General features: G+C 59.4%; 24 protein-coding genes. All 24 read right to left on the bottom strand.

Annotated elements, in window-relative coordinates:
• Nucleotides 1-8 precede the first annotated feature (8 nt).
• Complete coding sequence (locus ACYBHZ_RS12240) at nt 9-1,541, bottom strand: NADH-quinone oxidoreductase subunit M (RefSeq protein ID WP_460274567.1); 1,533 nt, start codon at nt 1,539-1,541, stop codon at nt 9-11.
• A complete protein-coding gene (nuoL, locus tag ACYBHZ_RS12245; RefSeq protein ID WP_460274568.1) occupies nt 1,541-3,628 on the bottom strand; it encodes an NADH-quinone oxidoreductase subunit L in 2,088 nt (695 codons plus the stop codon). The genes ACYBHZ_RS12240 and nuoL overlap by 1 nt, the downstream gene beginning before the upstream one ends.
• 6 nt (nt 3,629-3,634) lie before the next feature.
• Nucleotides 3,635-3,940: an NADH-quinone oxidoreductase subunit NuoK gene (gene nuoK / locus ACYBHZ_RS12250; RefSeq protein ID WP_460274569.1), complete on the bottom strand. Its 306-nt coding sequence runs from the start codon at nt 3,938-3,940 to the stop codon at nt 3,635-3,637.
• An 87-nt stretch (nt 3,941-4,027) separates the two neighbouring features.
• Nucleotides 4,028-4,642 (bottom strand): NADH-quinone oxidoreductase subunit J, encoded by a 615-nt coding sequence (locus ACYBHZ_RS12255; protein WP_460274570.1) that lies wholly within the window; start codon nt 4,640-4,642, stop codon nt 4,028-4,030.
• The gene (locus ACYBHZ_RS12260; RefSeq protein ID WP_460274765.1) at nt 4,639-5,028 is read right to left on the bottom strand and encodes a carboxymuconolactone decarboxylase family protein; all 390 of its coding nucleotides are present in this window, start codon (nt 5,026-5,028) and stop codon (nt 4,639-4,641) included. The genes ACYBHZ_RS12255 and ACYBHZ_RS12260 overlap by 4 nt, the downstream gene beginning before the upstream one ends.
• A gap of 43 nt (nt 5,029-5,071) precedes the next feature.
• Nucleotides 5,072-5,569 (bottom strand): NADH-quinone oxidoreductase subunit NuoI, encoded by a 498-nt coding sequence (gene nuoI / locus ACYBHZ_RS12265; protein WP_460274571.1) that lies wholly within the window; start codon nt 5,567-5,569, stop codon nt 5,072-5,074.
• A gap of 3 nt (nt 5,570-5,572) precedes the next feature.
• Nucleotides 5,573-6,610 (bottom strand): NADH-quinone oxidoreductase subunit NuoH, encoded by a 1,038-nt coding sequence (gene nuoH, locus ACYBHZ_RS12270; protein WP_460274572.1) that lies wholly within the window; start codon nt 6,608-6,610, stop codon nt 5,573-5,575.
• Nucleotides 6,611-6,625: 15 nt separating this feature from the next.
• The gene (locus ACYBHZ_RS12275; RefSeq protein WP_460274573.1) at nt 6,626-7,048 is read right to left on the bottom strand and encodes a hypothetical protein; all 423 of its coding nucleotides are present in this window, start codon (nt 7,046-7,048) and stop codon (nt 6,626-6,628) included.
• Nucleotides 7,048-9,066, bottom strand: a complete 2,019-nt coding sequence (gene nuoG / locus ACYBHZ_RS12280; RefSeq protein WP_460274574.1) for an NADH-quinone oxidoreductase subunit NuoG — start codon at nt 9,064-9,066, stop codon at nt 7,048-7,050. The genes ACYBHZ_RS12275 and nuoG overlap by 1 nt, the downstream gene beginning before the upstream one ends.
• A 7-nt stretch (nt 9,067-9,073) precedes the next feature.
• Nucleotides 9,074-9,472 carry a DUF5333 family protein gene (locus tag ACYBHZ_RS12285; protein WP_460274575.1) on the bottom strand — a complete coding sequence of 133 codons (399 nt, stop codon included), beginning with the start codon at nt 9,470-9,472 and terminating at the stop codon, nt 9,074-9,076.
• The gene (locus ACYBHZ_RS12290; RefSeq protein WP_460274576.1) at nt 9,469-9,885 is read right to left on the bottom strand and encodes a DUF5333 domain-containing protein; all 417 of its coding nucleotides are present in this window, start codon (nt 9,883-9,885) and stop codon (nt 9,469-9,471) included. The genes ACYBHZ_RS12285 and ACYBHZ_RS12290 overlap by 4 nt, the downstream gene beginning before the upstream one ends.
• Nucleotides 9,885-10,415, bottom strand: a complete 531-nt coding sequence (locus ACYBHZ_RS12295; RefSeq protein ID WP_460274577.1) for a hypothetical protein — start codon at nt 10,413-10,415, stop codon at nt 9,885-9,887. The genes ACYBHZ_RS12290 and ACYBHZ_RS12295 overlap by 1 nt, the downstream gene beginning before the upstream one ends.
• Nucleotides 10,415-10,678, bottom strand: a complete 264-nt coding sequence (locus ACYBHZ_RS12300) for a hypothetical protein (RefSeq protein ID WP_460274578.1) — start codon at nt 10,676-10,678, stop codon at nt 10,415-10,417. Before ACYBHZ_RS12300 ends, ACYBHZ_RS12295 begins: the two co-directional genes overlap by 1 nt.
• A 5-nt stretch (nt 10,679-10,683) precedes the next feature.
• Complete coding sequence (gene nuoF, locus ACYBHZ_RS12305; protein ID WP_460274579.1) at nt 10,684-11,982, bottom strand: NADH-quinone oxidoreductase subunit NuoF; 1,299 nt, start codon at nt 11,980-11,982, stop codon at nt 10,684-10,686.
• Nucleotides 11,983-11,995: 13 nt separating this feature from the next.
• Nucleotides 11,996-12,217, bottom strand: coding sequence for a DUF5337 domain-containing protein (locus ACYBHZ_RS12310; RefSeq protein WP_460274580.1), 222 nt, complete (start codon nt 12,215-12,217; stop codon nt 11,996-11,998).
• A 13-nt stretch (nt 12,218-12,230) separates the two neighbouring features.
• Nucleotides 12,231-12,935: a helix-hairpin-helix domain-containing protein gene (locus tag ACYBHZ_RS12315; RefSeq protein WP_460274581.1), complete on the bottom strand. Its 705-nt coding sequence runs from the start codon at nt 12,933-12,935 to the stop codon at nt 12,231-12,233.
• A gap of 69 nt (nt 12,936-13,004) precedes the next feature.
• Nucleotides 13,005-14,093: an NADH-quinone oxidoreductase subunit NuoE gene (nuoE, locus tag ACYBHZ_RS12320; RefSeq protein WP_460274582.1), complete on the bottom strand. Its 1,089-nt coding sequence runs from the start codon at nt 14,091-14,093 to the stop codon at nt 13,005-13,007.
• On the bottom strand, nt 14,093-15,334 hold the full coding sequence (locus ACYBHZ_RS12325) for an NADH-quinone oxidoreductase subunit D (RefSeq protein ID WP_460274583.1): 1,242 nt from the start codon (nt 15,332-15,334) through the stop codon (nt 14,093-14,095). The genes nuoE and ACYBHZ_RS12325 overlap by 1 nt, the downstream gene beginning before the upstream one ends.
• Before the next feature lie 2 nt (nt 15,335-15,336).
• On the bottom strand, nt 15,337-16,233 hold the full coding sequence (locus tag ACYBHZ_RS12330; protein ID WP_460274584.1) for a sulfotransferase: 897 nt from the start codon (nt 16,231-16,233) through the stop codon (nt 15,337-15,339).
• Between the two features lie 3 nt (nt 16,234-16,236).
• Nucleotides 16,237-16,839 (bottom strand): NADH-quinone oxidoreductase subunit C, encoded by a 603-nt coding sequence (locus ACYBHZ_RS12335; RefSeq protein ID WP_460274585.1) that lies wholly within the window; start codon nt 16,837-16,839, stop codon nt 16,237-16,239.
• A gap of 12 nt (nt 16,840-16,851) precedes the next feature.
• Nucleotides 16,852-17,385: a NuoB/complex I 20 kDa subunit family protein gene (locus ACYBHZ_RS12340; protein WP_460274586.1), complete on the bottom strand. Its 534-nt coding sequence runs from the start codon at nt 17,383-17,385 to the stop codon at nt 16,852-16,854.
• Nucleotides 17,376-17,741, bottom strand: coding sequence for an NADH-quinone oxidoreductase subunit A (locus ACYBHZ_RS12345; protein ID WP_043870546.1), 366 nt, complete (start codon nt 17,739-17,741; stop codon nt 17,376-17,378). Before ACYBHZ_RS12345 ends, ACYBHZ_RS12340 begins: the two co-directional genes overlap by 10 nt.
• 299 nt (nt 17,742-18,040) lie before the next feature.
• Nucleotides 18,041-19,240 (bottom strand): DegT/DnrJ/EryC1/StrS family aminotransferase, encoded by a 1,200-nt coding sequence (locus ACYBHZ_RS12350; protein ID WP_460274587.1) that lies wholly within the window; start codon nt 19,238-19,240, stop codon nt 18,041-18,043.
• Nucleotides 19,237-19,902, bottom strand: a complete 666-nt coding sequence (locus ACYBHZ_RS12355) for an HAD-IA family hydrolase (protein ID WP_460274588.1) — start codon at nt 19,900-19,902, stop codon at nt 19,237-19,239. Before ACYBHZ_RS12355 ends, ACYBHZ_RS12350 begins: the two co-directional genes overlap by 4 nt.
• Between the last annotated feature and the right edge of the window lie 64 nt (nt 19,903-19,966).

A 19,966-nucleotide genomic window follows, 5' to 3' on the forward strand; every position in this document is an offset into this window, starting at 1 on the left:
CGTGTCCCTTACTGAACGGCTGCGTCTGCGGCCAGTTGCAGAGCATTGTGATAGTTCGTGACCAGCGCCTCAACCGAGGGGCCAATGATATCCGTCACCAGCGAGGGGTAGATCCCCAAAAGCAGGGTGATCGCGATGAGCGGCGCAAAGATCCATTTCTCACGCGAGGACATATCTTTGATCCCCTTGAGGCTCTCCTTGATCAGATCGCCCAGCATCACCTTGCGGTAGAGCCAGAGCGCATAGCCGGCGGACAGGATCACACCACTCGTCGCGACGAGCGCGATCCAGGTGTTGACCTTGTACATGCCGACGAGGGTCAGGAATTCCCCGATGAACCCGCCGGTCCCCGGCAGGCCGACGTTGGCCATGGTGAAGAACATGAAGACGGCGGCATAGGCCGGCATCCGGTTGACCAAGCCGCCATAGGCCGAAATCTCACGCGTGTGGATCCGGTCATAGACGACACCGACGAGCAGGAAGAGCGCACTGGACACATAGCCGTGCGAGAGCATCTGGAAGACGGCCCCGTCAACCCCCTGTTGCGTGAAGGTAAAGATACCTGCGGTGACATAGCCCATGTGCGCGACAGAGCTGTAGGCGATGAGCTTTTTCATATCCTCCTGCACAAGCGCCACCAGCGATGCGTAGACAATCGCGATGACCGAGAGCGTCAGGACAAACGTGTCGAGCATATCCGCCGCGACCGGGAACATCGGAAGCGAGAAGCGCAGGAAGCCGTAGCCACCGACTTTCAGCAGAATAGCGGCAAGGTCCACGGAGCCAGCCGTCGGCGCTTCGACGTGGGCATCCGGCAACCAGGTGTGCACCGGCCACATCGGCATCTTCACCGCGAAGGAGACGAAGAAGGCGAGGAAAGCCAGCATCTGGAAGCCGCCCGGAATGCTCATGCCCAGAACCGTGATGGTGTCATAAGAGAACTGGTGCTGCATAAGCTGTTCGATGTCGGCGGTGCCGGCGTCGATATACATCGCGATCATCGCCACCAGCATCAGCACGGAGCCGACGAAAGTGTAGAGGAAGAATTTGAAGGTCGCGTAAATCCGGCGCGGGCCGCCCCAGATGCCGATGATCAAGAACATCGGGATCAGACAGGCTTCGAAGAACAGGTAGAAGAGGAACAGGTCAAGCGCGGTGAACGCGCCGAGCATGAAAGTCTCAAGCACGAGGAACGCGATCATGTATTCCTTGACGCGTTTCGTGGTTTTCCACGTCGACCAAATGGTGATCGGCATGAGCGAGGTGATCAGCATCACGAAGAGCACCGAGATGCCATCGACGCCGACCTTGTATTTCAGGCCCATGATCCAATCGGTTTCTTCAACCATCTGGAAGCCGGTATTGTCCGGATCGAACCCAAAGAGGATGAACAGAGAGATCACGAAGGTGATCACCGTCGCGAACAGCGCCAGCCGTTTCGCGTTGAGCTGGGCAATTTCGTCATCGCCATGCAGGAAGAAGGCCAGAACAAGAGCGGCCACCGTCGGAAGGAAGGTGACGAAGGAAAGCACGTTATCCATTACTGTGCACCCCCGCCAATCGTCATCCAGGTAATCAAGAGTACAATCCCCAGAACCATGCTAAACGCATATGTAAAGATGAAGCCCGTCTGAGCCCGGCCCGCGAGCCGGGTGATGAAGGGCACGACGTTCATGGCGAGACCGTTGAGCGCACCGTCGATCACCATCTCATCGCCGCGTTTCCAGAAGAAACGACCAATCGCGAGGGCGGGACGGATGAAGATCGCGGTGTAAATCTCGTCGAAATACCACTTATTGAGCAGGAAGCGGTAGGCGACCGGCTGGTTCTCGGCCAGTTTCTTCGGCAGCGCCGGGCTCCAGATGTAGAACCACAGAGCAATGACGAAACCGATGGCCATCGCGATGAAGGGCGAGACTTTCACCCAAGCCGGGGCATGGTGCGCATCGTCCAGAACCGTATTGTCGGCGGCGAGGAAGATCGCGCCCTGCGGCGCCATACCCTCGACCATGTCTTCGCCATGCGTGTCAGCCGCTGCGACATGCTCGTCGGTGGCAGCCGCCTCAGTCCCATGACCATCGACCATCTCGACCTGCGCGTGCTGCGGCATGCCGAAGAATTCGGTCATTTTGTCATGATCGCCGAAGAAACTGTTGTACCAGATCATCCCGCCGAAGATCGCACCGATGGACAAGACGCCAATCGGGACCAGCATCACAAGCGGGCTTTCATGGGCATGCTCATGGGCATGATGATCGCCGCGTTCCTTGCCGAAGAAGGTCATGAAGATCAGACGCCAGGAGTAGAAGGAGGTGAACAGCGCCGCGATGACCAGCATCCAGAAGGCATAGCCGACACCGGAGGCATAGGCGCTCTCAATGATCGAGTCTTTCGACAGGAAGCCTGCAAAACCGATATGGGTGAGCGGAATGCCGACACCTGTGATCGCAAGCGTGCCGATGATCATCATCCAGAAGGTGAACGGGATCTTGTGACGCAGGTTGCCGTAATTGCGCATGTCCTGTTCGTGGTGCATCGCGGTGATGACCGACCCCGCGCCGAGGAAGAGCATCGCTTTAAAGAAGGCGTGCGTCAGCAGGTGGAACATCGCGGGACCGTAAGCGCCGACACCGGCGGCCACGAACATGTAGCCGAGCTGCGAACAGGTGGAGTAAGCGATGACGCGTTTGATGTCGTTCTGCACGAGACCGACCGTGGCCGCGAAGAAGGCCGTGGTCGCGCCGATGTAGACGACGAACATCTGCGCTTGCGGTGCGTATTCAAAGATCGGCGACATGCGGCAGACGAGGAAGACGCCTGCGGTCACCATGGTCGCGGCGTGGATCAGCGCCGACACAGGGGTCGGGCCTTCCATCGCGTCCGGCAACCAAGTGTGCAGGAAGAGCTGCGCCGATTTCCCCATCGCACCGATGAACAGAAGAACCGCGATCAGATTGGCCGCGTTCCAGTCACCCCAGAGAAAATGCAACGTCGTATCCGCCAGCATCGGGCCAGATGCAAAGACCGCATCGAAGCGAATGTCATCCACCACGAAGAACAGGCCCAGCACACCAAGCAGGAACCCGAAGTCCCCCACCCGGTTGACGATGAAGGCTTTCATCGAGGCGGCGCCCGCGGAGGGCTTTTTAAAGTAGAAGCCGATCAGAAGGTAGGACGCGAGACCAACGCCTTCCCAGCCGAAGAACATCTGGATCAGGTTGTCGGCGGTGACGAGCATCAGCATGGTGAAGGTGAAGAGAGACAGGAAGGCGAAGAAGCGCCCTTTGTAGTTCTCGCCCTCATCAAAATTCTCATCATGGGCCATGTAGCCGATGGAATAGAGGTGCACGAGCGCCGAGACCGTGTTGACCACGACCAGCATGATCGTCGTCAGCCGGTCGATCCGGATGCCCCAGTTGACCTGAACCGAGCCGCTGTCGATCCAACGCATGAGCGTGATGTGTTGGGTCGAACCGTCAAAGGAGAGAAAGAGAACCCAAGACAGGATCGCCGCTAGGAACAACAGCGCCGTGGAGACATACTGCGCGCCCTGCTCGCTGATCACGCGCCAGCCGAAGCCCGCGATGATGGCACCGACGAGCGGCGCGAAGAGGATGATCGATTCCATAGCCTGTTACCCTTTCATCACGTTGACGTCTTCGACGTCGATCGTGCCGCGGTTGCGGAAGAACCCCACGAGGATCGCAAGCCCGATGGCGGCCTCGGCGGCTGCCACGGTGAGCACGAGCATCGTGAAAATCTGTCCCGTCAGATCCCCCATGAAAGAGGAGAAGGCGACAAGGTTGATATTGACCGACAACAGGATCAACTCGATGGACATCAAGATGATGATGACGTTCTTTCGGTTCAAAAAGAGCCCGAAGATGCCGATGACAAACAGCGTTGCGGCCACTGTCAGGTAATGTTCAAGTCCGACCATGTCGTCCCTCAGTTCTTTCTCTCTCGCCGCGCTCTGGCGGCCTCATCTGCGGGGCGGCACGCGGTCGCCCCGATCATTCTTCCGGGCTTAAAGCCCCTGCCCCGGTTTCACGTCCTTCATCTCGAAGGCCTCTTCCGGTTTGCGATACATCTGGTGCAGCACGTTCTGGCGTTTGATGTCCGAACGGTGGCGCAGCGTCAGGGTGATCGCGCCGATCATCGAGACCAGCAGCACCAGCCCCGCGAGTTGGAACAGCATCAGGTATTGGTCATACATCAACAGACCAAGCGCTGCGGTGTTGTGGACCTCGACCGCATCCGGTGTCACCGCCTGATGCAGGGCCTCTGCGCCCGGCGCGCTGTGCCAATCCCCGAAGGCGAGGAAAAGCTGCATGATCAACACCACGCCGATCAGCAGACCGAAGGGCAGGTATTTTGCCGCCCCCGCCTTGAGCGCGGCGAAATCGACATCCAGCATCATGACCACGAAAAGGAACAACACCATGACGGCGCCGACATAGACGATGATCAGGAGCATCGCGACGAATTCAGCCCCCAGAAGGACGAAAAGCCCGGCGGCCGACAGGAAGGTGAGGATAAGCCAGAGCACCGAATGCACCGGGTTCTTCGAGACCACGGTAAAGGCCCCGCCCACCAGCATCAGGATGGCAAAACAATAAAATGCGAAATCCGCGACAGTCATTCACTGTCCTCCTGCGTCTCGGAGAAGACGGTCTGCGCCAACTCCAGTGCTTTTGACATTGCGGGCACACCGCCCAGCATTGACATTTGGTAGATCACTTCCGCGATCTCTTTTTGTGTGGCCCCCGCCTCCAGAGCGTGGCGGACGGTCAGTTTGAACGGCACCTCGGCCTGCGCGCCCTGCGCGGTCATCCCGGCGAGAACGACCAGAAGGCGCGTTTTGCTGTCGAGACCGTCCGGGTTGAACGTGTTGCCCCAGAGCATCTCCATCTGCTCTTTCCCCATCGTCGGGAACAGCTTGTCGAAGGCGGGCACCTGAAAATTCTCCAAAGCCGGATTGAAGGCCGAGGCCATCTTCTGGCTCTGCGCGATCATCTCTCCGAACATTTTGGCGAAATCGTTCAACGGTCAGCTCCCTTGGCGCTCCGGATTACCGGTATGGCGCATCCAGTTCGAGGTTACGGGCAATCTCCGCTTCCCAACGCGCGCCGTTCTCAAGGAGTTTTTCCTTGTCGTAGAACAGTTCTTCACGCGTCTCGGTGGAGAATTCAAAGTTCGGGCCTTCGACGATCGCGTCCACCGGGCAGGCCTCTTGGCAGAAGCCGCAGTAGATGCATTTCGTCATATCGATGTCGTAGCGCGTGGTGCGCCGCGAGCCGTCTTCGCGCGGTTCGGCGTCGATGGTGATGGCCTGCGCCGGGCAGATCGCTTCGCAAAGCTTACAAGCGATGCAGCGTTCCTCGCCATTCGGATAACGGCGCAGCGCGTGCTCACCGCGAAAACGCGGGGAAAGCGGGCCTTTCTCGTGCGGGTAGTTGATCGTCGCCTTGGGCGCGAAGAAATACCGCAGACCGATTTTGAAGCCGGCCCAGATATCCATCATCAGGAAATACTTGGCGGCACGGGTGTAATCGAACTCTTGAGCCATGGATCAGCCTCCCATCGTCCAGCGCGCCCAGAACGCGCCAAGGACTTCGTATTTTGCAAGGAACGCGATCAGAACGACCCAGACGAGCGAGATCGGCAGGAAGACTTTCCAACCGATACGCATCAGCTGGTCGTAGCGGTAGCGCGGAACGATGGCTTTCACCATCGAGAAGATGAAGAAGAAGAACAGCATCTTGCCGATCATCCAGAGGATGCCGTCGGGCAAGAATTCAACCGGGGAGTTCCAGCCGCCGAAGAACAGCACCGTGATCAGCGCGCACATCAGCACCACCGCCATCAGCTCGCCCATCATGAAGAGCAGGAACGGCGTGGAGGAGTATTCCACCTGATAGCCCGCGACGAGTTCGGATTCAGCCTCTGGCAAATCGAACGGCGGACGGTTGGTTTCGGCGAGCGCGGAGACGAAGAACAGGAAGACCATCGGGAAGTGCGGCAGCCAGTACCAGGACAGAATCCCCATCCCGTCTTGCGCCGCGACGATATCGCCGAAGTTCATGGAGCCGGTGGAGATGATCACACCGATGATGATCAGACCGATGGACACCTCGTAAGAGATCATCTGCGCGGCGGAGCGCAGCGAGCCGAGGAACGGGTATTTCGAGTTGGAGGCCCAACCGCCCATGATCACGCCGTACACCTCAAGCGAAGAAATCGCGAAGATGTAGAGGATCGCGACGTTGATGTCGGAGATCACCCAGCCGTCGTTCCACGGGATCACCGCCCAGGCGATGGCCGCCGTGATGAAAGTGATCATCGGCGCGAGGTAGAAGACGAATTTATCGGCCCCGGCCGGGACCACCACCTCTTTGACGAGGTATTTGAGGAAGTCCGCGAAGGACTGCAACAGGCCGAAAACACCCACGATGTTCGGACCTTTGCGCATCTGGACAGCCGCCCAGATTTTCCGGTCGCCATACATCAGGAAGGCGAGCGCCACGAAGAGCGGCACGAGGACCAGCAAAATCTGCCCAAGGGTGAGCAGAAAGATCCCCAGATTAGTTGTCGTGAAATATTCGACCATTGTCGTCCTAGCCTTTCACACCGTCGGTATTCCGTTGTCCCGGCAGTTCGCGACGACGACTTCAGCGTCGAGCTGGCGCAAACCATCGGGGAGCGCTGGCGAGATGGTGTAAACAGCATCTGCCCGCCAAATTCCACCCTCATGTGCGACATTTGTGCGCACATGGCGCGCAAATCCGAACCCTCGGATCAACGCATATTGCGCGGCGGCACAATCGGCATAGGCCACCACGCTGTCTTTTGCCCCATCTCCTTGTGCGGAGACGAAAAAATTCACCAGATCGCCGTCGAGAAGACGGGTCTCCACCCCGAGAAAATCGGTTGTCTGCGCCGCGCGCGACACATCCGGCACCAGAGCCGTGCAGCAGGTCTTTCCGCATCCGGACAGAACCAGCGCCATAAGCCCGAAACCGGCGATATGTGCCCCGCTCAGCGCCATCACTCAGCCGCCACCGGCGTCTCAGTGCGCGCCTTGGCCATGGCGGACAGTTCCGCCATGAGCACGGAGGCGCGTGCGATCGGGTTGCTGAGATAGAAATCCTTGATCGCGTTGCGGAAGGTGGCGTTGCCGAGTTTCTTCTCGGGCAGAGCAACCACCGCGTTTTCCGGCACGCTGTCGATCATCGCGAGATGCGGAACGTCCTTGATCAGCGCGTTGCGCAGCTGCGCCAGCGTATCGTAGGGCAAGGTCGCACCAAGCTCGGCGGACAGCGCCCGCAGGATCGCCCAGTTCTCTTTCGCATCACCCGGCGGGAAAGCGGCGCGCAGCGCAAGCTGCGGACGGCCTTCGAGGTTCACGAAGAGACCGTTCTCTTCCGTGTAGGCCGCACCCGGCAGGATCACGTCGGCGCGGTGTGCGCCAAGATCGCCGTGGGAGCCTTGGTAGATCACGAAGGGACCGTCAGCGATTTCGACCTCGTCGGCACCGAGGTTGTAGATCACCTCTGCCCCGTTGGTCGCAGCGTCCAGCCCGCCTTCGGTCACGGCATTCACATCCATCGCGCCCACACGGGAAGCGGCAGTGTGCAGAACCATGAGTTTGGAGCCGGTCGCTTCCGCCAGTTTCTGCGCCGTGGCCAGAACCGCTTCGCCATCGGCCTCGTTGATCGCGCCCGCGCCAACGATGATGATGGACGGTTGCTCAAGCACGTCGCCGTACTGATGACCGAGAAGGCCTTCAAGCGCCGCACGATCGGTGCCGACATGAGCGTAGTCATAGGTCAGATCGGCGGCTGCGCCGACGAGACCGACCTTGGCGCCTTTGGCCCAAGCTTTGCGGATACGAGCGTTCAGCACCGGCGCTTCGTCACGCGGGTTGGTGCCGATCAGCTGAATGTATTTCGCATCGTCGATATCGGCGATACTCGCGGTCCCGGCATAAACGCCGCGGTTGCCGATGGGCAGTTTCGCGCCATCCACGCGGCATTCGATAGTGCCACCCAGCCCTTCGACCAGACCTTTGAGCGCATAGATCGCTTCGACCGGGGCGAGATCACCGACCAGAGCCGCAACCTTTTTGCCCTTCATGGCAGCGGCGGCGGCGGACAGAGCCTCGGCCCACGTCGCTTTGGTCAGTTTGCCGTTTTTGCGGATGTAAGGCGTGTCGATGCGTTGGCGTTTCAGACCGTCCCAGATGAAGCGGGTCTTGTCGGAAATCCACTCCTCGTTCACCTCGTCGTGGTTGCGCGGCAGAATGCGCATCACTTCGCGGCCTTTGGTGTCCACCCGGATGTTCGAGCCAAGCGCGTCCATCACGTCGATGGTCTCGGTCTTGGTCAGTTCCCACGGGCGCGCGGTGAAAGCATAGGGTTTCGAGGTCAGCGCCCCGACCGGGCACAGGTCGATGATGTTGCCCTGCAGGTTCGAGTCGAGCGTCTGGTTGAGATAGCTGGAAATCTCCGCATCCTCACCGCGCCCCGTCTGGCCCATCTGGGTGATGCCCGCGACTTCGGTCGTGAAGCGCACACAGCGGGTGCAGGAAATGCAACGCGTCATGGTGGTCGCCACGAGCGGGCCGAGGTTCAGGTTCTCGGAAGCGCGTTTCGCTTCGCGGAAGCGGGAGAAATCCACACCGTAGGCCATGGCCTGATCCTGAAGATCGCACTCGCCGCCCTGATCGCAGATCGGGCAATCGAGCGGGTGGTTGATCAGGAGGAATTCCATCACCCCTTCGCGGGCTTTCTTCACCATCGGCGAGTTAGTCTTGATCTCCGGCAGCTCGCCATTGCGGCCACCGCGCATGTCCTTGACCTGCATCGCACAGCTCGCCGCCGGTTTCGGCGGACCGCCCACGACTTCCACGAGGCACATGCGGCAGTTGCCCGCAATCGACAGCCGTTCATGGTAGCAGAAACGCGGCACTTCGATCCCGGCTTCCTCACAAGCCTGTAGGAGCGTCATGGCCGGATCGACTTCGATCTCGTTCCCGTCAATGATGATTTTGCGCGTATCTGCCATAGTCACGTCACCTGTTCTTCATCAGCTTGCCGAGCGTCGTGCGCTTTGCAATCTGTGCTTTGCCGAAGGCGCACATCGCCTCCGTATCTCGTTTCTCGATGCCTTGGGCGGCAAAGAAATTCTGTGATTCATGCGCCAGAACCGCCAAGAAAGCCGGATCCTGAAGCGTTTGAATGTCGTCTGCGCCATAGCCCTTGGAAACGATCGTCTCCATCATGGTTTTGGCCTGTTTGTTGATCTGATACGTGCGCGGGGCAAGTCGCGGACAGATCGTCGTCAGCTCCGTGACGATCATGTTGTCCACCAAAGGCGCGCGGATATCCGGATCTTCGGTGATCGCGCTTTGCGCCATCGCCGGACCAGTCATCAGCGCCAAAAGCGCAGCATATGCAAAACCAAGTTTCATTTGTCACTCCTCAGAAAAGATCCAACGATGGATCCCTTCGCAATCTCCGCCTCACCAAAGCCGCAGAGCCCTTGCTCTGTCTTCGGATCAAAGCCCGCATGGCGAATAACCTCTTCGCCAAGCTTGCGGATACGCGCCTCTTCCTTGTCGCTTTCGACATAGGCCCGGATTTCATCATCCGAGTAGCCCATGGAAGACGCCTTGTTTTTCAGCCCCCACAGGAAAGACAGACCTTTGATCTTCTTCACCTCGATGGTCGGGCATTCGTCGCTCACCTCGACGGCCAGAGCCGCCCAGAGCATGTTCTGGTCGATTTCTTTCACTTCACGCAGCGGTTTAAGCTCGGCTGCGGATGCGGCACCAAAGGTTAGCGTCAGCGCAGCGATCAGTGAGGGTTTCACGAGCATTCTCATCACAGCACCTCCTCCATCAACGTCGCACCCAGAGGCGTCATCTGTTTCATTTCCACCTTGACCGCAGCGCAATACGCCTTGGTATCTCCCGCGCCCATCAGGCCATGGCGCGCGGAAAAGCCCGAGCGCGCCGTTTCAAGCCGGGTCTGATTGACCTGCGGGTCGCTGAACGGCAACCGTTCCACCCGCGACGACAACAAGGTCCGAACCTGCCCATGGGTCGAGATGTCTTCGCAGCTATCGGCGATGTCTTCGGACAACAGCAGCATGCCCGCCAGCTCTTCGGTGCCCATATCCCGGAACGCCGCCCGCGCGACCGTCATGCGGTCCACGGACATGCCACGCATCGCTTCGTTCGCCTGATCCACCTGGCAGGCGGCGAGCAGCGTTATTGGCAATATGGCGAGTGCGGACTTCAGCGTCCGTTTGCCCCGCCCCGACATGCTCTCAAACCCGACCACAGGCGAAGACGTCACCGAAGCGTTGGAACGCCCGACGTTAAGCTCCGCGGTATGTTTGGTCGAAGTCATTAAAGTTTTACCTCCAGAGCAAACAACCCAATAGCAAATCCAAGCAAACCGTAGAGCGCCCAGAAATGGGCGAAAAACATACGACGGGTCACATCCTTGCTCCAGCCGAACAAGAGACCTCTCTTGCCATCGCCTTGAATGCTCTTAAATTCCAATTTGGCACAAAGGCCGTGAAGAGAAGCGAGAAACGCAATGGCGCCGAGGAGGAGCAAAACTGCACCACCACCAAATTCGCCAAATTGTGTTTCAAGCCAAAAATTCACAGGTTTTACTCCGCCGCAAAGGCCGCCGACACGCGGCCGGTTTTCTTGATCTTGATACGCTCTTCGATCTCGTCGCGGAAGTGACGCACGAGGCCTTGGATCGGCCAGGCCGCCGCGTCGCCGAGGGCGCAGATCGTGTGACCTTCGATCTGTTTGGTCACGGAGAGCAGCATGTCGATCTCTTCGATCTCCGCATCCCCCGTCACCAGACGATCCATCACGCGGCTCATCCAGCCGGTGCCTTCGCGGCACGGCGTACATTGGCCACAGCTTTCATGTTTGAAGAATTTCGTCAGACGCCAGACGGCTTTCACCACATCCACGGAATTGTCCATGACGATCATACAGCCGGTGCCGAAGGAGGATTTGTTCTCCCGCATCCAGTCGTAATCGAAAATCGCATCTTCAAGCGCCGATTTCGGCAGCACCGGACAGGAGGCCCCACCCGGGATGATGGCTTTCAGATTGTCCCAGCCGCCACGAATGCCGCCGCCGTGTTTCTCGATGATCTCGCGCACGGAGAGCGACATCTCTTCTTCGAACACGCAGGGCGTGTTGACGTGGCCGGTCAGCGCCATGAGCTTGGTGCCCGCGTTGTTCGGACGACCGAAGGAGGAGAACCATTCCGGGCCGCGCCGCAGGATCGTCGGCACAACAGAAATGGATTCCACGTTGTTCACCGTGGTCGGGCAGCCATAAAGGCCCGCGCCCGCCGGGAACGGCGGTTTCATGCGGGGCATGCCCTTTTTGCCCTCAAGGCTTTCGAGCAGCGCGGTTTCTTCGCCGCAGATATAGGCCCCTGCCCCGTGGTGCAGGTAGACGTCGAAATCATAACCGGATTTGCAGGCGTTGCGGCCAAGGAAACCGGCGTCATAGGCTTCGTCGATTGCGGCCTGAAGCGCCTCGCGTTCCCGGATGTATTCACCACGAATGTAGATGTAAGCGGCCACCGCCCCCATCGCGAAACCGGCGATCAGCGCGCCCTCGACCAGCGTGTGCGGGTCGTGACGCATGATTTCGCGGTCTTTACAGGTCGCAGGCTCGGATTCATCGGCGTTGATCACCAGATAGGCCGGGCGACCATCGCTTTCTTTTGGCATGAAGGACCATTTCAGACCGGTCGGGAAGCCCGCGCCGCCACGACCGCGCAGACCGGAGGCTTTCACCTGTTCGATGATCCAGTCGCGCCCGTTGGCGAGAATGCCAGCCGTTCCGTCCCAATGGCCGCGAGCCATTGCGCCTTTGAGGCTACGGTCGTTCATCCCGTAGAGGTTGGTAAAGATCCGATCCTGATCCTTGAGCATCGCTCTTATTCCTTCAATCCTGCTGACGCTTGTCGCGCCAGATCCGATAAATCACCACCATGGCCCAAAAGAATGCGGCCAGAGCTGCGAGGTCGAACAGGATCACGTAGCGCATCGGCACCACATGCGTCCCGCCCAACCATTGGGCCCCGATCCAAAGCACCATCGTCGCAGCAACCATCACGGCCATCCGCCGTGTCTTGCGCTCCAATTGTCGGTCCTTATCGGGAACCATTGTCTTTCACTCCTCAGTACACGTCGCCATCTTTGACGCGTTTCGAGAATTCCGTCTCCGCGCCGGAGGCGAGAAGCTTGGCCTGTTCGGCCCATTTCGTCAGTTGCGCCGCCGAGGTGCCTTTGAGCGCATCGCCCAGAGCTTCGATCTCTTCGCCGCTCAAGGCCGCGATCTGCGCGAAAGTTGTCAGCCCACGCTCATGGAGCTGCACTTCGATTTTCGGACCGACGCCCTTGATCTGTTTGAGATCATCGGCGGTGGAAGCGCTCTCGGCGACCGGAGTGGCAGCGACCGGAGCAGCAACCTCTTCGACAACCTCGGCAACCGGCTCTTCTTCGGTAACCGGTTCGTCCTCGACAACCGGCTCGGCCGCAGGCGTTTCAGCCGCAGCGGCAGAGCGCACTTCGCGGGTGTCGCTGGCATGCGGTTCAGGTGCAATCTCGTCAGCCGCAGAAGCGGCTGGCTCATCGCCGATCCCGGAGGTTTCCATCAGCCCCTGCGCACTGACTGCCGCTTCGGGATGACCTTCGACAGCGGGCTCCTCTTGATACCAGCCGATCCACAACAGAATGGCGACGAGCAGGGCCACAAGCACGCCCACAATGAGCGAGGCCGCGGTGGAATACCCCGCGATCATCAACAGCGCCAAAAAGGCCAGCACACCGCAGATTGCTGCGATCAACCAAATCTTCGGCATCTTCGTCGTTACCTCACTCATCGTGTTCTCCTTTACCGGTCCCTGTCAGGTTTTCATCGGGCCTTTGGCCTCTCTGTCTTGTCGTCTTCGTTATTTCGCGCGTTTGGAGAATTCCGTTTCCCCACCCGCAGCCAGAATTTTGGCTTGTTCAATCCAGCCGTCACGTTCGATCCGGCCTTTGAATTTCAAACGGCTGTCCACCCAAGCGATCTCTGCCGGGGTCCATGCCGCGACCTGATCGAAATGATAGAAGCCAAGCTCATTGAGCGTCTGCTCAAGCTTCGGCCCGACGCCTTTGAGTTTCTTGAGATCGTCCGCCCCACCCTCGCGCGCCGCGCTCAGCAGTTCCGGCTCTTTCTCTTCCACGGCAGGCGCGTCAGTTTTCGGAGCCTCGGCCTTTTTCTCAGCCGCCTGTTGCACCGCCGGCTTCGGAGCCGGAGCGGGTTTCGCAACGGCCCCATGACCTGCGCCTTTGGAAATCCACGGTGTCAGAAGCGGCACTTCGGTGCCGTCGATGCGTTTGAGCGTATCGCCAATGTCCACCGCGCGCTGCACGGAGCCGTTGTATTGCGCGCCGGTGCCGACATGCTCAGCCAGAACATTCGGACCGCCAGCGGGTTCAGCCGCATAGCGGCCCTGCTGCGAGCCCGGCAGCGGCACATTGCCCGCTTCCATCTGATCGAGCAGTTTCTCGAAATTCTCGGCGGTCAGATCTTCGTAGTAATCCTTGCCGATTGCGGCCATCGGGGCGTTGGCACAGGCGCCAAGGCACTCGACCTCTTCCCAGCTGAACTTGCCATCGGCGGACAACTCAAACGGGTTGGCCGCGATGCGACGTTTGCAGACGTCAATGATGTCACCAGAGCCGCAGATCATGCAGGTCGTGGTGCCACAGACCTGAATATGTGCAACGGAACCAACCGGTTGCAGCTGGAACATGAAGTAGAAAGTCGCGACTTCGAGCGCGCGCATATAGGGCATGCCCAGAAGATCGGCGACATATTCGATCGCCGGTTTGGTGAGCCAGCCCTGCTGTTCCTGCGCCCGCCACAAAAGCGGAATGATCGCGGATTGCTGACGCCCGTCCGGATACTTGGCGATTTGCCCCTGCGCCCAGGCGAGGTTCGCCTCAGTGTATTCGAAAGAGGCGGGTTGTTCAGAATAAAGACGGCGGAGCATTAGCGGTCGACCTCCCCGAAAACGATGTCCATGGTGGCGATGAGAGCGGAGACGTCCGCGAGCTGGTGGCCTTTGGCCATATGATCCATCGCCTGCAAGTGAAGGTAGCCCGGCGCCCGGAGTTTGGCGCGGTAGGGTTTGTTGGTCCCGTCGGACACGAGGAACACCCCAAACTCGCCTTTCGGCGCTTCGACGGAGGCAAACACCTCGCCTTTCGGAAGCTTGAACCCTTCGGTGTAGAGTTTGAAGTGGTGGATAAGCGCCTCCATGGAGGTCTTCATATCCTTCCGCTTCGGCGGGGTGAGTTTGCCCCGAACCAGAACGTCGCCCTGATTTTCCGGCAGGCGCAGCAGCGCGCAGGCCTGTTTGATGATCTTGGTCGACTCTTCCATTTCCATCATGCGGACCATGTAACGGTCATAGCAGTCACCATTGGTGCCCACCGGGATTTGGAAGTCGAATTCGTTGTAGCACTCATAAGGCTGGCTGCGGCGCAAATCCCATGCAAGGCCGGAGCCGCGCACCATCACACCGGAAAAGCCCCACTCCTGAGCCTCATCCTCGTTGATGATACCGATGTCCACGGTCCGCTGTTTGAAGATGCGGTTGTCATCCAGAAGGTAGTGAATGTCGGCGAGGACTTTCGGGAAGTGATCGGCCCAAGCTTCGATATCGTCGATCAGCTCCGGCGGCAGGTCTTGGTGGACGCCGCCCGGACGGAAATAGGCGGAGTGCAGACGCGCACCGCAGGCGCGCTCGTAGAAGATCATGAGCTTTTCACGCTCTTCAAAGCCCCAAAGCGGCGGGGTCAGAGCGCCCACGTCCATCGCGCCGGTCGTGGTGTTCAGAAGGTGGTTCAGAACGCGGCCAATCTCCGAGTAAAGCACACGGATCAGCGAGGCGCGGCGCGGGATTTCGACCCCCGCGAGTTTCTCAATCGCCAGACACCAGGCATGTTCCTGATTCATCGGCGCGACGTAATCGAGACGGTCGAGATACGGCAGGTTCTGGAGATAGGTACGGTTCTCCATCAGCTTCTCAGTACCGCGGTGCAACAGACCGATATGCGGGTCGGCGCGCTCCACGATCTCACCGTCCAGCTCCAGAACCATCCGCAACACGCCGTGGGCCGCAGGGTGCTGAGGCCCGAAGTTGATGTTGAAGTTCCGGATCTTCTGTTCGGTGTCGGTCGCATCGCGCGAGCCGTCATCGTAGGTGTTTTGCCGGATATCGACGTCCATTCTCAGATCCTCGCCATGTTCGCCTGCCACCGCGCGGGCAGCGGGCCAAAGGTCTTTTCGACATAGGCATATTGCGGGGCCAGGAATTGCGCCGCCTCATGCCGTTGCTTGTCGCTCAGTTTCAGATGCACACCTTCATGCGCATGCGGTTCTTGGTCCACGGGGGCCTCGGAAATCCCGAGGAAGGCACAGAGCTGTGACAGCCCCTCGCCCGACAGCACATCCTCGGTGAACCCGACGAAAAGCTTGTCCTCGGGCACCGCCCGTTTGAGTTTCTCCACGATCCCGGCATAGTCGCCGCGTTCGGGAATATGGGTCTCCATGCCCTTTTTCATCGTGCGGTTCATGATCCGCCGGGCCTTGATCTCGATCTCTTCGCCGGGCTGACGCTGGCGCGTGGCCTGCATCCGGGCGTGAGACCAAAGCCGGTCCACCGGATCGCGCATCAGAAAGACAAACCGCACGTCGGGGGCCATATGAGCCATCTCGCGCAGTCGCTCTTCGGTCAAAAGACCGTAGCCCGGCGTGATGTCCCCCGCGAGTTTCTTCTCGCCGATCCCGTCGAGCAGGTAGAACAGGTAATCCGACACGCCCTCGCGTCCAAGTTTGAGGATGCGCACCATCTCGTCCACGTCATCGATCTGACGCTGGAGATTGCCGACCTTCCACTTGTTCTCGTTGTTGCGTGCAACGTCCTGACGCCGGATCAAATCGGCGCGCAGACGGGCGTAAACGTCGAACTGATGCGCATAATCATCGAAATCCACCGTATCGAAATAGTGGATTTCCTTGATGGAGCGCATGTGGCAATCCGGGTGATCATGCAAATAGCGGTACAGCGAGCTGGTGCCCGCTTTCGTCGCGCCGACGCAGATCATAATGGCCGGATCGCCGCTCACGCTTTACGCCCCTTTCTCATCCCCCGGGAGGATGTATTTCGCACCTTCCCACGGGGACAGATTGTCGAACTGGCGGTATTCCTGCACGAGGCTCACCGGCTCATAGACGACGCGTTTCAGCTCTTCGTCATAGCGCACTTCGGTGTAGCCCGTCGCCGGGAAGTCTTTGCGCAGCGGGTGACCGCGGAAACCGTAGTCGGTGAGAATGCGGCGCAGGTCCGGGTGGCCGGAGAAAATCAGGCCGAACATGTCGAACACTTCGCGCTCAAACCAGCCAGCAGAGGGGTGCACGGAGGTGATCGACGGGATCGTCTCTTCCTCGCGCAGCGCCGCCACCAGACGGATGCGGTGGTTCTGGTACATCGACAGGAAGTGATAGACCACGTCGAAGCGTTGATCGCGTTCCGGGTAGTCCACCGCCGTGATGTCGATCAACGTGGAGAACCTGCAACTCCCGTCGGCTTTGAGGAAATCAACGAAATCGGTGATCCCGGACGGGGTCACGGTCACGGTCAGCTCGCCATATTCCACCTTGGTCGAGAGCACGTCATCGGGACGTTTCAGCTCGATATGGGCGGCGAGTTCCTTGAGGGCTTCTTCGCTCATAAGTTCCTCTCCTCAGCGGGCGATCGTGCCGGTGCGGCGAATTTTACGCTGCAATTGCAACAATCCGTACATCAGCGCTTCTGCGGTCGGCGGGCAGCCGGGCACGTAAACATCCACCGGCACGATGCGGTCACAGCCGCGCACAACCGAATAGCTGTAATGGTAATAGCCGCCGCCATTGGCGCAGGAGCCCATGGAAATCACGTAACGCGGTTCAGGCATCTGGTCGTACACTTTGCGCAGCGCCGGGGCCATTTTGTTGGTCAGCGTGCCAGCGACGATCATCAGGTCAGACTGGCGCGGGGAAGCACGCGGAGCGGTACCGAACCGTTCGAGATCATAGCGCGGCATGGAGGTCTGCATCATCTCGACGGCGCAACAGGCAAGACCAAAGGTCATCCAGTGCAGCGACCCGGTGCGGGCCCAGTTGATCATGTCCTCGGTCGAGGTGAGCAGAAAGCCCTTGTCCTGCAACTCTGTGTTCAGAGCCTGCGTGGCGACGTCTTTGTCGGCCCCGGCGGTATTGGCAGAAGTCATCACGCCCATTCCAGCGCCCCTTTCTTCCATTCATAGGCGAAGCCCACGGTCAGCACGCCCAAGAACACCATCATCGACCAGAAGCCCGTCATGCTCAGGTCCTTGAAGGCAACAGCCCAAGGGAAGAGGAAGGCGATTTCGAGATCGAAGATGATGAAGAGGATCGACACGAGGTAGAACCGCACATCGAATTTCATCCGCGCGTCGTCGAATGCGTTGAAACCACATTCATAGGCCGAGACTTTTTCAGGGTCGGGATTGCGAACGGCGAGGATGAGGGCTGCGAAGATGAACACCAGACCCAGCGCAATGGCGAGGCCGATGAAAATGACGATGGGGAGATATTCCCGAAGCAAGTCTTCCACGAGCGGCTCCTTGATCTGCGCGCCTCTTCGCGGGACTTCGGTGTCGGGCGATCGCAGGCGCGCTGCTTTGCTAGCTTGATGTGGTTTAGCCCCCTGCGACAATATGGTCAACCAAACCGAGTCTCACAAAGCCCATGCTTTCAAGGGGCTTCACGAATTTTTTTACCGGCTCACGCGTTTTTTGCTGCGCCGCAACGAAGTCTGACCGAGTATTTGATTCGTATATGAATTTCTTATTATTTTAGTAGGAAATGTTGAACTTCCACTTACAACTCAAAGTGAAAGAACCGTTTCATCGTTCAAAGCTGTTCTGCCTTGCTCACCTCATCGCGGATAATCCGCGCCAAGAGGGCGCAATCCTCAAGACGAAAGGTCAGAGGCAAACGCATGTCCATAATCGCCCGCAGAACGCGGTCACTGTCCGGCAGGCTTTGCGCCTCACAATAACGCCAGCTTTCATAACGCGAGGTAAAGGCCACCGGCTCCGGCGCACCGAACCATTTGAGTTCCACGCCGCGTTTGAGGCAAGCCGCGACCAGCGCTTCGATTTTCTCATCCGGCCAGTCCATCAGGAGGAACTGAATGGACGATCCGACATAGTGCTCTTGCTGGGGCCGTTCGATCAGCGTCAGACCCGGCGTGCTGCGCAGCCCCTCTTCGACCACCCTGTAGCGCGCGTTCCAGTTCTCCACCTGAGCATCGAGAGACCGGAGCTGCACCCGCAGGATCGCAGCACGCAGGTGATCCATCCGCCCAGACACATTGGGCGTTGTGTACTTGACCTTTTCGAACACCTCTGCATCCGGCCCGGCCGAATGTTTGACGTAAAGCATGTAAGAGCCCGAGAGCATGATCGCCCGTGCGGCAATCTCTTCGTCATCGGTGATGAGGAACCCGCCCTCACCCGAGTTGATATGCTTGTAGGTCTGGGTCGAATAGCAGCCGATCACACCATGCCGCCCGGACGGCACCCCGTCCCAATGCGCGCCCATCGTATGCGCGCAATCCTCGATCACAGCGACACCCGCGCCGTTACAGATGTACATCAGCGCGTCCATATCGACGATATGCCCGCGCATGTGCGACAGCATCAGAACCTTCGCGCCGCTTTCCGCGATTTTCACCTGCAAATCGTCGAGATCGATTACCAGACCTTCGGTCACGCCGACAAACACCGGCTTCGCGCCCACAGAAGCAATCGCCCCCGGCACCGGTGCCAGCGTGAAGGCGTTGGTCAGGACCGGCTCGCCCGGCTGCACCTCCAAGGCCCGCAGCGCACAGCCCAGCGCATAGCCGCCCGACGCCACCGCGAGACAGTATTTCGCGCCGGTGTAAGCGGCGAACTCTTCTTCAAGCTCGGCCACCTCGCCCTTCTCCCCCGGCGCCGTGTTGTAGCGATGCAAACGGCCAGAGCGCATCACCTCAACGGCCTTCTCGATCGCCTCTTCCGGGATCGGCTCCTGCTGGGTGAAATTGCCGCGAAACACTTCGTCGCTCATCCGATCAGCTCCTTCGTTAGCAGGCCCAGCTCACTATAATGCGTCAAAATCGCCTCCGGAGAGAGCCGTTTGACCCCGTCCCCGTCCGGCCCAAAGGTCACAAGCGCGCAGGGCACCCCCGCCGCACGCGCGGTTTCCCGGTCGGTTTCCGTGTCACCCACCAGATAAGACTGGGACAAGACGCCCCCCGCCTCTTCCACCGCCGCGAGATAGGGTTTCGGATCGGGTTTCGACACGCCCACGGTTTTCGCCCCGATCATTGAGCCAAACAGATCGCGGATGCCCAACCGGGTCAGCAAACGATCCGCCAGATCCTCGGGCTTGTTGGTGCACACCCCCACGGCATAGCCATCGCGGCGCAAGCCTTCGACCGCTTCCGCCGCGCCGTCATAAAGGCGCGTGTGAGTGTCGATATGTTCGGCATAGGTGTCTATCAGGATCGGATATTGCGCCATCACATCCTCGTCGGAGAACGTCGGCTGCACCCGCGAATAGCCAAGGCGCAGCATCGCGCGCGCGCCGCGAAAGGCCGTATGCGCGTCCGCTTTCGGATCAAGGACGTCGCCATAGCCCAGCCCTCTGAAACAGGCATTCGCCGCAGCGATCAGATCGGCGGAGGTGTCCGCCAGCGTGCCATCGAGATCGAAAATCACTGTGCGCATCTTTGGTCCTTTGCTGATCCGGCCGCGAAGGCTTTGGCAAACATTCGCTGAACGCTGTAATCTC

The sequence above is a fragment of the Celeribacter sp. ULVN23_4 genome, from assembly GCF_054788345.1.

Bases quoted from the DNA above. Each gene is read 5' to 3' on its own strand.
- nuoK (WP_460274569.1), bottom strand. From the start codon at position 3,940: ATGGTCGGACTTGAACATTACCTGACAGTGGCCGCAACGCTGTTTGTC.
- ACYBHZ_RS12310 (WP_460274580.1), bottom strand. From the start codon at position 12,217: ATGGTTCCCGATAAGGACCGACAATTGGAGCGCAAGACACGGCGGATG.
- ACYBHZ_RS12325 (WP_460274583.1), bottom strand. From the start codon at position 15,334: ATGGACGTCGATATCCGGCAAAACACCTACGATGACGGCTCGCGCGAT.
- ACYBHZ_RS12275 (WP_460274573.1), bottom strand. From the start codon at position 7,048: ATGGCGCTGAGCGGGGCACATATCGCCGGTTTCGGGCTTATGGCGCTG.
- ACYBHZ_RS12335 (WP_460274585.1), bottom strand. From the start codon at position 16,839: ATGAGCGAAGAAGCCCTCAAGGAACTCGCCGCCCATATCGAGCTGAAA.
- nuoL (WP_460274568.1), bottom strand. From the start codon at position 3,628: ATGGAATCGATCATCCTCTTCGCGCCGCTCGTCGGTGCCATCATCGCG.
- nuoI (WP_460274571.1), bottom strand. From the start codon at position 5,569: ATGGCTCAAGAGTTCGATTACACCCGTGCCGCCAAGTATTTCCTGATG.
- ACYBHZ_RS12315 (WP_460274581.1), bottom strand. From the start codon at position 12,935: ATGAGTGAGGTAACGACGAAGATGCCGAAGATTTGGTTGATCGCAGCA.
- ACYBHZ_RS12355 (WP_460274588.1), bottom strand. From the start codon at position 19,902: ATGCGCACAGTGATTTTCGATCTCGATGGCACGCTGGCGGACACCTCC.
- ACYBHZ_RS12350 (WP_460274587.1), bottom strand. From the start codon at position 19,240: ATGAGCGACGAAGTGTTTCGCGGCAATTTCACCCAGCAGGAGCCGATC.
- ACYBHZ_RS12255 (WP_460274570.1), bottom strand. From the start codon at position 4,642: ATGACTGTCGCGGATTTCGCATTTTATTGTTTTGCCATCCTGATGCTG.
- nuoG (WP_460274574.1), bottom strand. From the start codon at position 9,066: ATGGCAGATACGCGCAAAATCATCATTGACGGGAACGAGATCGAAGTC.
- ACYBHZ_RS12290 (WP_460274576.1), bottom strand. From the start codon at position 9,885: ATGAGAATGCTCGTGAAACCCTCACTGATCGCTGCGCTGACGCTAACC.
- ACYBHZ_RS12240 (WP_460274567.1), bottom strand. From the start codon at position 1,541: ATGGATAACGTGCTTTCCTTCGTCACCTTCCTTCCGACGGTGGCCGCT.
- ACYBHZ_RS12295 (WP_460274577.1), bottom strand. From the start codon at position 10,415: ATGACTTCGACCAAACATACCGCGGAGCTTAACGTCGGGCGTTCCAAC.
- nuoH (WP_460274572.1), bottom strand. From the start codon at position 6,610: ATGGTCGAATATTTCACGACAACTAATCTGGGGATCTTTCTGCTCACC.
- ACYBHZ_RS12340 (WP_460274586.1), bottom strand. From the start codon at position 17,385: ATGGGCGTGATGACTTCTGCCAATACCGCCGGGGCCGACAAAGACGTC.
- ACYBHZ_RS12260 (WP_460274765.1), bottom strand. From the start codon at position 5,028: ATGTTCGGAGAGATGATCGCGCAGAGCCAGAAGATGGCCTCGGCCTTC.
- nuoE (WP_460274582.1), bottom strand. From the start codon at position 14,093: ATGCTCCGCCGTCTTTATTCTGAACAACCCGCCTCTTTCGAATACACT.
- nuoF (WP_460274579.1), bottom strand. From the start codon at position 11,982: ATGCTCAAGGATCAGGATCGGATCTTTACCAACCTCTACGGGATGAAC.
- ACYBHZ_RS12285 (WP_460274575.1), bottom strand. From the start codon at position 9,472: ATGAAACTTGGTTTTGCATATGCTGCGCTTTTGGCGCTGATGACTGGT.